Annotated in this window: 14 protein-coding genes; 4 read left to right on the top strand and 10 right to left on the bottom strand. The window is 48.8% G+C overall.

Annotated features, from left to right (window positions below):
- Window positions 1-63: 63 nt before the first annotated feature.
- The 4 genes from ASF12_RS31745 to ASF12_RS31730 form a co-directional block, all read right to left on the bottom strand.
- On the bottom strand, window positions 64-1443 hold the full coding sequence (locus ASF12_RS31745; RefSeq protein ID WP_235533345.1) for a sensor histidine kinase: 1380 nt from the start codon (window positions 1441-1443) through the stop codon (window positions 64-66).
- Between the two features lie 20 nt (window positions 1444-1463).
- Window positions 1464-2162 carry a response regulator transcription factor gene (locus ASF12_RS31740; protein WP_056043237.1) on the bottom strand — a complete coding sequence of 233 codons (699 nt, stop codon included), beginning with the start codon at window positions 2160-2162 and terminating at the stop codon, window positions 1464-1466.
- A 226-nt stretch (window positions 2163-2388) separates the two neighbouring features.
- The gene (locus ASF12_RS31735; protein ID WP_056043234.1) at window positions 2389-3054 is read right to left on the bottom strand and encodes a polysaccharide deacetylase family protein; all 666 of its coding nucleotides are present in this window, start codon (window positions 3052-3054) and stop codon (window positions 2389-2391) included.
- A 431-nt stretch (window positions 3055-3485) separates the two neighbouring features.
- The gene (locus ASF12_RS31730; protein WP_056043230.1) at window positions 3486-4193 is read right to left on the bottom strand and encodes a MarR family transcriptional regulator; all 708 of its coding nucleotides are present in this window, start codon (window positions 4191-4193) and stop codon (window positions 3486-3488) included.
- Window positions 4194-4337: 144 nt separating this feature from the next.
- Here ASF12_RS31730 and ASF12_RS31725 point away from each other — a divergent pair, with 144 nt between their 5' ends.
- The 3 genes from ASF12_RS31725 (at window position 4338) to ASF12_RS31715 (ending at window position 7689) form a co-directional block, all read left to right on the top strand.
- Window positions 4338-5834 carry an FAD-dependent monooxygenase gene (locus tag ASF12_RS31725; protein WP_056043225.1) on the top strand — a complete coding sequence of 499 codons (1497 nt, stop codon included), beginning with the start codon at window positions 4338-4340 and terminating at the stop codon, window positions 5832-5834.
- Window positions 5835-6083: 249 nt separating this feature from the next.
- On the top strand, window positions 6084-6395 hold the full coding sequence (locus tag ASF12_RS31720; RefSeq protein ID WP_056043224.1) for an ArsR/SmtB family transcription factor: 312 nt from the start codon (window positions 6084-6086) through the stop codon (window positions 6393-6395).
- A 106-nt stretch (window positions 6396-6501) separates the two neighbouring features.
- Window positions 6502-7689 (top strand): MFS transporter, encoded by a 1188-nt coding sequence (locus ASF12_RS31715; RefSeq protein WP_056043221.1) that lies wholly within the window; start codon window positions 6502-6504, stop codon window positions 7687-7689.
- 401 nt (window positions 7690-8090) lie between these two features.
- On the opposite strand, the gene ASF12_RS36075 is transcribed toward ASF12_RS31715, so the two are convergent.
- From ASF12_RS36075 to ASF12_RS31690, 6 genes are all read right to left on the bottom strand, one after another.
- Window positions 8091-8507: a CHAP domain-containing protein gene (locus ASF12_RS36075; RefSeq protein WP_235533344.1), complete on the bottom strand. Its 417-nt coding sequence runs from the start codon at window positions 8505-8507 to the stop codon at window positions 8091-8093.
- A gap of 195 nt (window positions 8508-8702) precedes the next feature.
- Window positions 8703-9170: a hypothetical protein gene (locus tag ASF12_RS36070; protein WP_235533343.1), complete on the bottom strand. Its 468-nt coding sequence runs from the start codon at window positions 9168-9170 to the stop codon at window positions 8703-8705.
- A gap of 151 nt (window positions 9171-9321) precedes the next feature.
- The gene (fucU, locus tag ASF12_RS31705) at window positions 9322-9750 is read right to left on the bottom strand and encodes an L-fucose mutarotase (protein WP_056043218.1); all 429 of its coding nucleotides are present in this window, start codon (window positions 9748-9750) and stop codon (window positions 9322-9324) included.
- Between the two features lie 30 nt (window positions 9751-9780).
- Window positions 9781-11307 carry a rhamnulokinase gene (locus ASF12_RS31700; protein ID WP_056043215.1) on the bottom strand — a complete coding sequence of 509 codons (1527 nt, stop codon included), beginning with the start codon at window positions 11305-11307 and terminating at the stop codon, window positions 9781-9783.
- A gap of 39 nt (window positions 11308-11346) precedes the next feature.
- Entirely contained in the window at window positions 11347-12006 is a 660-nt protein-coding gene (locus tag ASF12_RS31695; protein ID WP_056043212.1) for a class II aldolase/adducin family protein, read from the bottom strand.
- An 80-nt stretch (window positions 12007-12086) separates the two neighbouring features.
- Window positions 12087-13877: an L-fucose isomerase gene (locus tag ASF12_RS31690; protein ID WP_056043209.1), complete on the bottom strand. Its 1791-nt coding sequence runs from the start codon at window positions 13875-13877 to the stop codon at window positions 12087-12089.
- Between the two features lie 265 nt (window positions 13878-14142).
- Here ASF12_RS31690 and ASF12_RS31685 point away from each other — a divergent pair, with 265 nt between their 5' ends.
- Entirely contained in the window at window positions 14143-15153 is a 1011-nt protein-coding gene (locus ASF12_RS31685) for a LacI family DNA-binding transcriptional regulator (RefSeq protein WP_056043206.1), read from the top strand.
- Window positions 15154-15397: the final 244 nt, after the last annotated feature.

Raw genomic sequence — 15397 nt, 5'->3', positions numbered from 1 at the left:
CATTATAGGAAAACCATTTAGTATTGTCATAGCAGTCTTGTAACATTCTTGTAACTTCACCTTTCACAACGAAGGCAGAACGATGGACACGGTGGTTCCAACACTCACTTTGCTCTCAATAACGATATATCCGCCGAACTTTTCGGCAATTTCCTTGCAAATGGACAGTCCTAACCCTGAACCCTTGGCCACATTGGAATTTTCCGCCCGGTAGAATCTTTCCTGAACCCGTGCTATATCCTCCATGAAAATCCCAATTCCCTGGTCAGTGATTTGGACGACCGCTTCCTGCTGCCGGATGAAGGTCTCTACCCGGATATGAGTGTCGGTATTCGAATACTTGATGGCGTTATCGAGAATATTCGCAATGGCATGTGATAGCAATATCGTATTGGCATATACAAAAGCCGCTTTAGCCAGCTTTACTTCCACTGTCATTCGTTTCTGCTCCGCTCTGGGTCTCAGGTCGGCAACCACTCGCTCCGTCAGATCCGATATATTTATTTTTTCGATACCTATCTCTTTGGGGCCAGCTTTGTCGAATCTGGCCAACATTAACAACTCATTGATGAGCGCGGTGAGCCGTTCCGATTCATTGACAAGATGGTAATAGATCTTCTGCAAATCTTTGTCCTCATTCTCTCCCTCATATAAATACTGGGAAAATCCCCGGATTGCGGCGAGCGGTGTTTTCAGCTCATGAGATACGTTAGAGACAAACTGCTTCTGATATTGAATATAATCGTTCAGTTGAATGCCCATCTGGTTCAATCCTGCCGCAAGCATTCCCAGCTCATCTTTTCTGTTCAGATGGACTTGCTCAAATTGCTGCTTGGAGAATTGTTCTGTAGCCGCCAGCAGATATTTAATCGGTCTGGTCGTTGTACGGGCAATATATAGGCTTGAGAACGTCATCAAAATTAGGAATCCGCCTGCGCCCATAAATAAGATGGAACGGATTCGATTCATAATATCGTAAAAATAAGAGAGGTCTTCCACAAACTCGAACACAAACACATTTTGATAATATTTATCCTGAATGGGAATTGAGAAATAGAGCCTTTTATCTTCAGTAACCGAATACGAATAATTTCCTTGCAGCGCACTTTCTATATTTTTCTTGAAAATGACAGGCGTCCCGTCGTTGACGATAATGCCATTCTCCGCGTGTCCCAAAAGATTCAACTGGCTGTCATAAATCCGCACTTCCTTGCCCGTAGCCTTTAACGTTTCCAGAGCCGTTCTGAATACGTCTGGGGTTTGCCCCTGATCTGACGGTTCTTCATCATATTTAGCGAGTATTTCCCGGAATGACAGTTCGCTCAAATCAGCCTTTTCAATCATTTGCTTCTCAATGGTTACGAAGCTATAGTAATCAATCGCTTTATCCACCGATATAATGATGACGGCAAAGGATAATATAGAGAAAAATAAATAATTCAACAAGAGCCGGGTTGCATATTTCAGGCGGAATCACCGCCAAGCTGATAGCCGAATCCATAGACCGTCTTTACATATTTCGGATTTTCGGCATCGTCCTCCAGCTTTCTTCTGAGCCTCATGATTGTCATATCTACGCTGCGGCTGTCACCCAAATAATCGTATCCCCATACGATTTCCAGAAGCTCATCTCTTGTGTGAATTTTATTGGGCCTTCTCAATAATGTCTCTAGAATTTTGAATTCTTTGGCCGTCAGAGAAATCGGCTCACCATTCTTCAGCACGACTCGGGTCTCCAGATTAAACGCCAGTTCCCCGTAATTGATTGGTTGTTCTTCATTCGGTTTGTTCATAGGGTTAGGTTCATATCGTCTTAGCACCACTTTAATACGGGCAATGAGTTCGCGGTTATCGAAAGGCTTGGTCATGTAATCCTCTGCTCCAAGCTCAAGCCCCAATACTTTATCGATGGTTTCATTCTTGGCCGATAACATAATAACAGGAACCACTTGCTTCTTCGTAATCTCTTTGCACAGATCATAACCGGAGTAGTCCGGCAGCATCAAATCCAACAGCACCAAATCCGGCTGGAACGCATCCAGCTCTTGAAGGCCAATCCGGCCATTCTCTGCGGTTTTCACCTGAAAATTCTCCCGTAGAAGTACAAGCTCGACCAAGTCTCTAATAGCCGCCTCATCATCTATCACCAGAATTTTTCTCACTTGATCCCTCCTCCTGTAAAAACATTTAGGAAACAGTCCGGTTTATAATAGTTTAGCAAATCCATAATAACGCAGGCTGCTATTATAGAGTAGTTTAGAGCAAGGTGCAAAATTCATGAACAATTAGGTAGTTTTCTGTGGATGCAAGAAAAACGGACACCTCGCTGGTGTCCGTCATTGGAGTATACCATGATTCGATGACAACGGAAGGCCCTGAGCTTCAGGTCTATCCTTCCAACTCCTCTGGGCTCATCGTCAGGCCGCTCTCATCCGGAACGGCCATGTCCAGCAGTTCACTGGTGGTGACAAAACGATATCCTTCTGCAGCCAGTTCTTGCACCAGCACCCGAACCGCTTCTATGGTCTGGGAGCGGTCCCCGTACCCGTCATGGAACAGCAAGATACTGCCGGGCGCGACCGCCTGCCGTGTATGCTCCAGAATATAATCGACGCCTGGAGTTTCCCAGTCCTTGGCCGCTCCATTTACCGTGCCGATTGTCCGGTATCCGTACTCTGCAGCCAGAGACAGAATGTTGTCATTCACACCAAAGAATGGCGGTCTGAAGCTACGTACCTCTTGCCCCGTAACCTTCCGGATAAGGACATCCGTTCGCTGCAATTCCCCACTAGCTTCCTCCAACGTCAGTTTGGTAAGGTCTGGATGGGAATAAGTATGGTTCCCGAGCTCGTGGCCCTCCTGATGCACAGCAGCCGCCATTTCTGGGTGCGCTTCCATCTCCTGGCCAATCATAAAAAAAGTTGCTCGTCCTCCCACACTGCGGAAAATATCAAGCAATTGGCTCGTATATACCGGATTCGGACCATCATCAAATGTGAAGGCCACTGCCTTTTCCCTTACAGAAATCTGATGTATCATTGATAATTTGACCATGAAATAACCGTCTCCTCTTCACAATTATAACTTGTCCACTCTCCATCATTTTGCCAGAAACAGAACCATTTCGCATCCTCATTTGGAAGTATTCCAATATTGGAGCCTAAACCTAAAATCTGATTCAGTTGTGGGTTTGACATATAGAGGCGAAGCGTAGCTGCTCAAAACCACAATTCAACGTTCACCGTATTCGCAAATAAAAAGTAAAAACTTTTCCTCAACTTAACTACCCATGACTTGTATATAGGCTTTCTAAATAAAAAAACGGCTCAGATTGTAATGAAACATTCCGTGCCGTTTTGACTATCCACCTCAAACGATGCCGCCGACAGCTGTCGCGTCTCCTGCAAATCTGCACATTCCCTCTTCCTAAGAACCAGGCAACTTACGAATCCTGTGAATTCATGAGTCTGAGTGAGAAAATTGGATCATTTCGAGGAATTAAAAAAAGTATCGTTAAGAATCGCTTTAGCTTTCTTTAGGTTGTGGGAATCCAACTTATTAAGCATCACCATGATTTCGTTCATTTCCTCGGTATCTGATAAAGTACGAAGGGTCTTGTCATTGTCTATCTCTTCTTTTGTGCGCGCAGCTCTCTGACTCGGTGCGATTGATTCCTCTTTTGTCTCCGAATAAACCCATGATGTATGCAACGTTTCGCTAAGGGCATTGACGAGAAAGCTTAATTCATCTTCGTTATACCGTTGCAAGAAACGATTGACTCCGATATCAATTTGATGATGCAGGGCTTCATGCAGACGATAAATCTCTTTGCCCAGTGATGTGGTACGGAACAGAACTTCTTTTTTGTTATCCGGAAGGTATTCAAAACGGATGATTTGTTTATCAACCAGTTTTCTCGTAATTTTAGAAATACTCCCTTTGGAATAGCCGTACTGCTTTGAAATCGTAATGCCATTTACAGGCTCAAGCTTTCCAATCGCATCCAGCACATGCAGCATCATGACTGTCATTTCTTTTACCAACTCTGTAACAGCAGGATTAGGGCTATTTTGGATCAGCCACTGTTTCTCTTCATCATCTTCCGCTTGGTATCTAAGCTGTATGTCCTTCACGACTTCCAACAATCCCTTAATTAGACGATCTTTATTTTGCACTTCCGAATGGTTGATCATTCATTTCTCCTCCGATGATTAGCTTAATACCAGTATAGCAGTGGATAGTCCAAAATTAAAGTTTCCTGGAAACAATATTGACAAAGGAGGGAGGTGCATCTATTATTGTTTCTAGGAAACCAAAATGATAATGGAGGAATATATATGAACGTTGACGTACTCATCGCCGGAGCCGGCCCGACCGGCTCCACGCTAGCGGCCGACCTTCTGCGGCGCGGCCTTCGTGTCCGACTGGTCGACAAAGCACCACATGCCTTCAAGGGCTCCCGTGCCAAGGGGGTCCAGCCGCGAACTCTGGAGGTGTTCGAAGACCTCGGCATTCTGGGTGAGGCACTCGCGGAAGGCGGCCCTTACCCGCTCGCGGGTCTCCATTTCGGACCCATCACTGTGCCGTGGCGAATGCAGCAGCGGAACAGGCCAACACCCAATGTGCCGTATCCGAACATCCTGCTGCTGCAGCAGCACCGCACCGATGCCATCTTGCACCGCCTGCTCGATCGCCTCGGGCTGGGCATCGAGTTCGACACAGCAGTGGTGGGTTTCGAACAAGATGCCGATGGTGTGACGACGACTCTCTCAACGGGAGAGAAGGTTCGCAGCAGGTATCTGGTCGGGGCCGACGGCGGCTCGAGCGCGGTCCGCAAGGCCTCTGGTATAAGGTTCATCGGAGAGACCGCCGACTCCGACCGTACGCTTATCATCGATTGCACGATCGACGGACTGTCGCGCAACCGGTGGCATATGTGGCCACGGACGCACGGCAAGTTTGTCGGAGCATGCCCGCTGCCCCACTCCGACCAGTTTCAGGTCATGATCCGGCTGACACCAGACGAGACGCCTGATCTCGACGAAGCCGCCCTGGCCGCCCAGTTCCATAAGCTCACCGGTTTCCGGCTCCACAGCATCACCTGGACCTCTGTGTTCCGGCCCAACGTCCGGCTCGCCGAGCACTACCGGGCGGGCAACGTCTTTCTCGCAGGCGATGCCGCCCACGTCCACACCCCAGCTGGTGCGCAGGGCCTCAACACTGGTGTGCAGGATGCCTACAATCTCGGCTGGAAACTCGCTCAGGTCATCGCCGGCGCTCCCGACAGCCTCCTCGACAGCTACGAGGCTGAGCGGCAGCCTATTGCTGCACGCGTCCTCGGCAAGTCCAGCGAGCTGTACTCCCGTCTTGACCAGCAGCGTCTCTCGACCCTCAAGCGCGGAGACGAGGAGCGGCAGCTGACACTTTCGTACCATGGCGGGCCGCTTGCCCCTGCCGACTCGCCAGCTACCAAAACGCTGCATGTCGGTGATCGTGCACCGGACGCGCCCTGCAACGGCCCCGGCGGGATACGACGTCTGTTCGACGTCTATCAGGGACCACACTTTACCATGCTGGCCTTCGGCGTGAACGCCGCAAAGGCACTTCCCGAGTTGAGCTGGCCAAACGGCGGCGCCGATTTGCACCGTTACACCGTCAATAGCAGCCGCGAAGTCGATCACAATGGCCTCAACGACACCGACGGCAAGCTGACCAGCATCTACGGCGTTACTGGCGACGCGTTGGTTCTAATCCGGCCAGACGGTTACATCGGAAGCATCATCACAACCGACTGGTTCGCAGCCTTCGACAACTTGACTAGGACAATTACTTAGCCACTGTCAAGTGCAGCCCACTCCGACTGATATTTATGTAGGACATTGGCGAAGTAAGCCGAGAGCGTTAGAGCCGCCTGCCATCGGCGGCCATCTCACGTGTGAAGCTGCGTGGCGACGAAATGCCGAGAAATGAATGGACGATCCATAGAAGTGCGTCCGATTCGAGCCTTTCATCACCTATTCGTCGGAACTGAAATTATTGCATATAAAAATTGACATATCTATATAATTAGATATAATGATGCTATGGAAACCATGATGATCTTTAAAGCTTTGTCTAATGACACCCGTGTGAAAATTTTGGAATGGTTAAAAAAGCCGGATGAAAATTTTGGACCGCAATTGTATTTACCAACGGATGCTGACTTTAAAGGAGGGATTTGTGTAGGAAGCATTCAGGAAAAAACGGGATTGGCACAATCGGTGATTTCCAGCTATTTAATGATCATGAAGAAAGCTGAACTTTTAGAATCAAGGCGATTTGGACAGTGGACCTATTATCGGAGAAATGAAGAAACCATTCGTAAATTTGCCGACTATATCAAGAATAAAATGTAGGTAGCCACAATTATAGGGTTACCTGCTTATTTTTTGATTCTATATATCTATAATTATAGATATATAGAAATAAGAAAAAAGATTGTGTTATAAGGAGAAAAGAATCATGAACAGAATCAGTCCACTATTTTTTATTGCACTAGGTATATTTGGCATTATAAATACCGAACTTGGTGTAGTCGGAATTTTGCCAATGGTCATGGAGAAGTATAACGTTACCGCAGGACTAGCTGGAATGCTTGTTAGTTCGTTTGCACTTATTATTGCCCTTTTTGGTCCATGGATGACGCTGTTGCTGTCAAGATTAAATCGTAAAACTACATTGATTGGCATTCTGATTATTTTTGCCGCTTCCAATTTGATGTCAGTTTTTGCTCCGAATTTTTATATGCTTATGGCTCTCCGAATGATTCCAGCTTTCTTTCATCCGGTTTATTTCTCCATTGCTTTTGTACTAGCCACTGAATTATCAGTAAAGGAGGAAGCCGCGAAGGCTAGTGCAAAGGTATTTCTTGGGGTAAGCATGGGCATGGTGCTCGGAATCCCGCTCACTTCCTATATTGCCAATCAATTTTCACTTGGTACCTCATTTTTATTTTCTGCCCTTGTGAATGTCGTTGCGTGTGTTGGAATAGGAGTAATGGTTCCAACCATGTCGGGGAAGGAGAAAACCTCTTTTGGAAGACAGCTTGCGATATTACGAAAACCCGCTTTATGGTTAAATAGCGGTGCTGCTTGCTTCATATTTGCTGCTATGTTTTCTGTATATAGTTATTTTGCGGAATATTTAGGACAGAGGTCTGACATGAGTGGGAAACTTATTAGCGTGATGCTTGTGATTTTCGGAATTAGCGGTGTGGCAGGAAATTGGTATGCTGGAAAGCTATTAAGCCATCGTATGTTGAAAACAGTGCTGCTTTATCCTGTCGCTTTAGGAATATGCTATTTACTTCTTTATTATGTGGAAATACCCCTTATTCTCATAAGTGGGATTATCATTGTGTGGGGAGCTGTTCATACTAGTGGACTTATTGTAAGTCAAATTTGGCTGACATCGGAAGCTTCAGAAGCCCCGGAATTTGCTAACAGTTTATATGTGTCTTTTTCAAACCTAGGCGTCACGATGGGTGCGGCTATAGGTGGTTGGTTTATATCACGATTGGGAGTAGGAGAAGTCGTTTGGAGCGGTTTACTTTTTGTAGTATTGTCCCTTTTGTGTATCGTCGTAAAAATAATGTATTTTGGCTTAAATGCTAAGCCAAATGTGAAATCTATGGTTACGGAAGAAGATTGACGGAACTCGTTTCTTTAGTCACACCTAAAGAGGATGGCAAGTAGTGCGGGAAGTGTACAACTTATGTGGAAATTCACCTAATACACCCAAAATGAATTTTATTAACACCAATACCGTGCAGTTTAGCTCAACTGGCAGAGAGCCTTATTGGCAGCGATGAAGTCTTTAAACTCTTATATGGATCAAACTAGTTCACTTGGGAATGAGCTTCCCAACCAAAGGAGCCAATAGACAATTACCTGTTCGCTCCTTTGGTGAGTTCCGCTTTACCACTATTTGTGATAAAGTTCTCCGCATTATCTGTAACGGCAAGCTTTAGAGCCATCTTTCGCGGGATGGCTCTTTATTTAGAATATTGAACTTAACTATTTGTTGAATAACTATGTGACCTACATTTTAAATTAACGGATAGGCTTATATTCCCCATCAAAATTAAAAAAATAACCGTTGTTTATACGGATATATCCGAAAATACAATGGTCTCTATCCCTATATAAAACACCGGAGCCGTTTTTATTGTCTTGGTTACCTTCTGCAACCCTAATTCTGTCGTCCTCACAAGCTATAACAATTCCGATATGATCGTGAGAGTGATCGCTTAAAAGCTTCTCATAAATAACGATATCCCCACGCTCTGGATTAAATCCATCTTGTTTATCTCGATAGAAAAACCCCGTTTCAGGCAGTTGGGCCCAATCCAACCATGCGCCAACTCCAGCTAATCGATACATGCGATTCGGATAGCGAATGGGCAGTCGTATCCCCACCGCCATACAGCAGTAGTACACGAATGCAGCACACCAATTCCCTTCCAGCACTTTATAGATATCCGTGTCCGGCCAATACTTGCAAATTTCCCGGTAGCGTTCATCCTCCGGGATGCCAATAATATTTTGCCCTGCAAAAATTTCCGAAAAATCTGCCAGCCTAAGTCGTCTGTCTTCCGCATTAGTCTCTATCGTTTCCGTGTCGACGTTAGCTTCCGCCCCTACATACTCAACAGGAATCCCCAGTTATATAAACACATTTTGCAGTCTATGTATAACCGCCTTGGATGAATAGTTACCTGTATGCTGAAAGTACATCTGCAATAATATAGCATCTTTAATTATTTCCTCGTATGGGTCCTGCGTTCGATGTATAGCTTCTTGATAAAAGATCGCTCGAAGAATGACATGCTGCTCTTCGTCAGAAAAGAGCTGTGTGCTGCGCAGTATAGGTCTTACCGCATCTGCACTGTTTGGACCAAGGAAGTTTTTAATGCCGGTTCTATAGAAATAATAACCGTGAAGCAACCCGGCGATCCCGGCGATTTCCGGATCTTGTCCTCTTCTCATAGCAAGCATCGAAGCGAAATTTGATACCCCATAAAGATGTACCCCGGTTTTATTTTTATAGCCAGTCTCCCCTATATTTAAGAGCATTTCTTGAACAAGACCACGAACACTTTCAATCCGCTTAACCTTCTTCTCTCCAATCAAAATTTCGCCCCCTGCCCTTCAATCATGCTGACTCAAGAAAAATAATTAAAAAACTTGCCCCTACTTATCATTAATTATAGCTAATTTCCCAACAAAAAACGGCACGGGAATGTAACGAACCATTCCCGTGCCGTATTAACGTCTGAATAGGCTATTTAATAACGCCTTTTTTCAAAATAATGTTCGCATACAGCGCCTGCTCGCCAGTTGCCACAATCGCATAAGCCTTCTTCGCCCGCTCATAAAAAGCAAAGCGTTCCACTTCCTCAGGCTTCTCGCGTACTGGCGTGTGCTGCTCAATGATGAGCTGATACTGCTCCCAGATTGGCGTTTGGACGGTATCGCCAGGAACAACCTGCATGAGCGCCGCCGGACGCTCCACATATTGATCCAGTGGAAACAGCGGCAATATCGCTTCCAGCAGCTCAGGAATGCCGTGGCCGTCTGCCCGAACAACGCGCTGCGCGTGGCTCATGACGGGGAAATTGCCGTCGGCCAGCACGATTTCGTCGCTGTGTCCCATTTCCATTAATATTTTCAGAAGCTCCGGTGAAATCAATTTGGATATGCCATGCAGCACCTCAAACACTTCCTTAAGTAAGATTAAAATTTAAGACTTCGCCTGCAAAGCGACTAACCGCAGGTAAGCCTCGTAAGCCCGCTCCCATACTTGCTGCTCCGCTTGCGCCGGCTCATAGGTATCCACCTCGAACGATGCCGCCGACAGCTGCCGCGCCTCCTGCAAATCCGCACATTCCCCTTGGGCAATGAGCTGAACGAGCATATTGCCGATGGCGCTCGCTTCGACCGGTCCTGCCCATACCGAGCGGCCAATTGCATTCGCCGTAAAGCGGCAGAGCAGCTTGTTCTGTATACCGCCGCCAACCATGTGCAGGCCCGAATAAGCCTCTCCGGTCAACTGCTCCATTTGCGCCAGCGCGTAACGGTATTTCAGCGCCAGACTTTCGAGAATGCATCTCGCTATTTCGCCCCGCGACTGCGGCACAAGCTGCCCTGTCTCCTCGCAATACTGCTGCACATTTCGAATCATGCCCGAAGGGCTGTAAAAACGCAGATCATCCGGATGGATCAGGCTGCGGAAAGGTTCCGCCTGCTCCGCTTCGGCCGCAAGCTGTGCGAATGACAGCTCTTGCCCTTGCGCCTCCCATTCACGGTGGCATTCCTGCAAAATCCACAGGCCCATAATGTTTTTGAGCAGCTGGTAGGTTCCGCCGACTCCGCCTTCATTGGAAAAATCGAGCGCAAGCGCTTCTGGCGTCAGCAGCGGACGCGCTAGCTCAGTGCCGAGCAGCGACCAAGTGCCGCACACCAAATAGGCAAAAGCTTTCCCGACTGCCGCTGGCACAGCAGCAACCGCTGATTCCGTATCATGCGTGCCTACGGCAATCGCTTCAATCGGCGGTACAGCCAGCTCTTCGCATACTTCCGTAGTTAGCGGCCCAATGCGCTGTCCCGGATGAATCGGCGCAAGGAACAGCTTCGCTGGAATGCCGAGCTGCTGCATAAGCGGCTCATTCCACTGCTGCCGCTCTGGATGAAACAGCTGCGTCGTAGTCGCCATCGTAAATTCGCATACCTTCTTGCCCGTCAAAAAATAAACGAGCAAATCCGGCGTCAGCAGCAGCGTCTCGGCGGCCGCCAGCTTGGGTGAGCCTGCCTTGCTCATCGCATACAGCTGATAAATCGTATTAAAGGGCATAAACTGGAGCCCGCCCTGCTGGTATTGCTCCTCGCGGCTCAGCAGCTGCTCCACCTCTTCGATCAAGCCCTCTGTCTGCGGGTCGCGGTAATGATACGGATTGCCAAGCAGCTCGCCTTGCGAATCCAGCAGGCCAAAGTCCACTCCCCATGTATCCACGCCAAAGGTGGAAGGCTGATAGCCCTGCTGGAATGCTTTGCGAATGGCAATCTTCATCTCCTGCAGGAGACGCAAAATATCCCAGTGCAGATGCTGTCCTACTTGTACCGCATAGTTTGGAAAACGATGAAGCTCGGTCACCTCAAGCTTGCGTCTGCCCTCTGCACTTGCAGCGAGCTTGCCGATCAGCGCCCTGCCGCTGCTTGCGCCCAGATCAAAGGCAAGGACCGTCGCCGCCGTTTTCGCTGCATTTGCCATCCCTGCATTCCTCCTCTTCCTAGCGGATTCAACGCAAAACTACTGCATTTTTTGCAGCAGCTGGATGCGGTAGGCCTCGCTCTCCAGCGATGCGATTTCTTCAAATTCTTCCTTCGTCAGCACTTTTGGCTCCTTGATCGCTTTGGCGATCAGGAAAATTTTTGCGCTTTCTTCTACCACTTCCGTACGATAATAGGCTTCGCGCAGATTGCGCCCTGTCGTTACGAGTCCATGATTGCCTAGCAATATTGAGCTCGCAGCATTTACTTTTTCAACTAGCGCATCTGCAAGCTTGTCTGTAGTAGGCAGTACATACGGAATATATACCGTCTTGCCTACTAGCGCCGCCTGATCGGGGAACATAATCGGCAGCTCCTGCTCCACAAGTGTAAAGGCGATGCAATAAGGCGGGTGCGTATGCACGATCGCTCCGATGTTCGAATTCGCACGGTAAGCATAAAGATGCATCAGCACCTCAGAAGACGGACGGAAGCCTGTATCCGTTACAGCTCCCGTCTCAATATCGACCTCTACCCACTGCTCCGGCTCAATTTCATCAAGGGCAAAACCGCTTGGGGACAAATACATTTTGCCCTCATGCTTCGCGCTAATGTTGCCGCCTGGACCAACTACCAAACGGTTCGCGACCGTCTTTTTTGCGTATTTACATAGTTCCTCTCTAATTTCCAAGCTGCTCAATTCTCTCTTCCTCCTCTATGTTATTGAACCCATGAAGCTGCCGCCCCAAAAAATTGGAACGGCAGCTTGTCAAATGGTTATTATTTATACAACGGCCCAAAGTTGTCGCAAGCCCGGTAATCTGCGCTTTCCGCATTGCTCGTGCCGAACAGGCCCCAAGCACGTGGACGGAACAGCTTTTCTTCTGCCACATTGTGCATATTGACTGGAATACGCAGCATCGACGCAAGTGTAATTAAATCCGCGCCAATATGCCCGTAGCTGATAGAGCCGTGATTCGCACCCCATTGGTCCATCACTTCATAAACGCTGCGGAACGCGCCGCTGCCTGTCAAAATCGGAGCGAACCACGTCGTCGGCCAAGTCGGATCTGTCCGCTTGTCGAGCACATCATGCACGTCTTCTGGCAGATCAACCGAATAACCTTCGGCAATTTGTAGAACGGGGCCAATGCCCTTCACCAAATTGATCCGGGACATCGTCATCGGCATGCCCCCGCGTGTCAAATAGTCGGAGGAATAACCGCCGCCGCGGAAATATTCAACTGATGCCGGACGCCACGACGTTGCCTTCAGGCAGTCCGCCGCCTCCTGCTCGGTAATTTCCCAATGCGGCTTAAGCGCAGGCTTGCCAGCAAGCTGCTGCTCGCCCGTTCCGTCAAGCGTAGCCGAACCAGAGTTGATCAGGTGCAAAATGCCGCCCGCTGCGTGCCCTTCCAGCTTATGTCCCGTTACGCGCTGCACCGAATCTGGACTCCAATACGTCCGCACATCGGCGAAAATTTGCGCCGTATTCGTCAGCAAATTACCGAACAGCATGGCAACGCCGTTCAAGCTGTCATTTTCCGTTGCTACCATGTAAGGTGCGCGGATGCCGTTCCAGTCGAACGAGGAGTTAAGCAGCGTTTCCATAAAATCGCCGTTTGGAAAATGATCCGTCCATTGGCGCTGCCCCTGGAAGCCGGATACGATCGCATTGTGGCCCATCGCCTCTTCCCCGAAGCCAAGCTCCGCAAGACGCGGGTTGCCGACCATCAGGTCACGGGCAATCATCGTCATTTTCACAACGGTTTCCCAATCCTTGTCCTTCTGCTCTCTGGAGGTCTGGATTTGCGCTGGGTTGTTGTCTGCGCCCTCCGGGCAGTTTTCCTTCACCCATGCCAGCGCGCGGGCAAATTCTTCGCCATCATAAATTTCCTCTTCGAAGCGGCGGACGAATTCCGACATATCCACATACTCGGTACGCATGCCCAAATATTCCTGGAAAAAAGCATCGCTTACGATCGAGCCCGCGATTCCCATCGATACGGAGCCCATCGACAAATACGATTTGCCGCGCATGTAAGCTACAACAAGTCCTGCTTTCGCGAAGCCCAGCAGCTTGCCTTTCACATCTTCAGGAATGCTCGTGTCGCCAGAGTCCTGAACTTCCTCGCCATAAATGCCGAAGGCCGGAAGGCCCTTCTGCGCATAGCCAGACAGTACAGCCGCCAAATATACAGCGCCTGGGCGCTCTGTGCCGTTAAAGCCCCATACCGCTTTCGGAATGGACGGGTCCATATCCATCGTCTCGGTGCCATAACACCAGCATGGCGTTACGGTGATGGACACGCCTACGCGCTCGCGGGAAAATTTGTCCGCGCAAGCTGCCGCCTCCGCTACACCGCCGATACAGCTGTCCGCAATGACGCATTCAACTGGCTCGCCGTTCGGATAACGCAAATGCTCGCCAATGAGCGCGGCTACCGATTTTGCCATATTCATTGTCTGTTCTTCGAGCGATTCGCGAACGCCTTTACGGCGTCCATCGATCGTAGGACGAATACCTATTTTAGGGAAACCGCTTTCAAAACGATGCTTTTCTTGTGTCACTATTATCCCTCCAATACAAGCGTAAACGGCTTTTGCCGTCCTCTGGCGGCAAAGCTTCCGTTTCGCGATAAAATATAAGAAATGATAAGAGTGAAACTTATCATTTCTTATATTTTAAAATAAAGTGCATAACCAGCTGTTTGAGTTAGTGTAGAGTTACCGATAACTCTAATTTATCAAGCTTGAGGGTTGCTGTCAATGGCTCACTTTTGTAAGATGGTAAGATAGCAAACGAGTGGGACGAAATAGATAAGGAGCAAGCCGCATGGTTACGATTTACGATATCGCTCAGCGATCTGGCGTTTCAGCGATGACCGTATCGCGAGTTATCAATAACACAGGCAGAATAAGCGACAAAACGCGGGCAAAGGTCAAGAAAGTGATGGAGGAAATGCACTATGTGCCGAACCAGATGGCGAGAAGTCTGGTGCTTCAGCATACCCGCCTGCTGTTTTTGCTTATTGCCGATATTACGAATCCGTTTTATACGACACTGTCACGGGGGGCAGAGGATGCCGCTACGAAAAATGGCTACAAGCTGCTGTTCGGCAACAGCGATGAAAATTTAGCTAAGGAATCGGATTATATCCATACGATTTTGACGACGCGGGTTGACGGCGTGATGATGGCGCCGACTGGCGACCCATCCTTGTCCAATCTGGAGTCGCTGCTCCATCATCAGACTCCGTTCGTGCTGATTGACCGCGAAGTACCGGGCATTGAATGCGACATCGTCCTTGGGGACAGCAAGGAAGGCGCCCGCCAGCTCGTCGATCATCTTGTGGGGCTGGGACATACGCGGATTATGATGGTCAACGGCTCGCTTTCCAGCTCCAGCGCCCGCCTCCGCTTGCAAGGCTACAGAGAGGCACTTCAGCTCAATGGGCTGGACTATGAGCCGGAATATTTATTCGAGACCAGCTTCGGCCCGCAAAATGATCTGTCCGCCATGAATGCTTGGCTCGACAGCATAAACCCGCTTCCGACCGCCATCATTGCCGGAAACAACGTCATCGCCATAGAGCTGATTCGCCTGCTTCAGCAACGCGGACTGCGCATTCCTGACGATATTTCCATCGTATGCTTTGACGATTTTGGCCCCTATGCGGACATTAATCCGTTTATTACCGTTGTCGCCCAGCAAGCCTACCAGTTCGGCTATCTCGGCATGCAAATGCTCATTGACCGCATCCAGAACGGCAGCGCCTCCGGCCCGTGGCGGAAAGTCGTGCTGCCTGCGGAGCTCATCGCAAGAAGCTCCGTCAAGCAGCTCTAACGTGGTCATAGCAAGCAATGAGAACACATAGAAAAAAAGGCCAACCAAGAATTTCTGGTTGGCCTAATCATTCGACTCGACTCGATGATGGACTTGGCGGACTCAGCAGCAGCTATTTCAACAGAAACACGGGTTATGGCATAGGCTGCGGACTCAGCAGCAGCTAATGCGCTGCCAACAGCCATTTTGACGGGATAATGAGGGCAATAACGGATTTCCTGTCCGCTTACCGCCCGAAATTGTA

It is taken from the genome of Paenibacillus sp. Leaf72 (assembly GCF_001422685.1).
GTDB lineage: Bacteria > Bacillota > Bacilli > Paenibacillales > Paenibacillaceae > Pristimantibacillus.
This window is presented reverse-complemented; position numbering and strand designations above follow the sequence as displayed.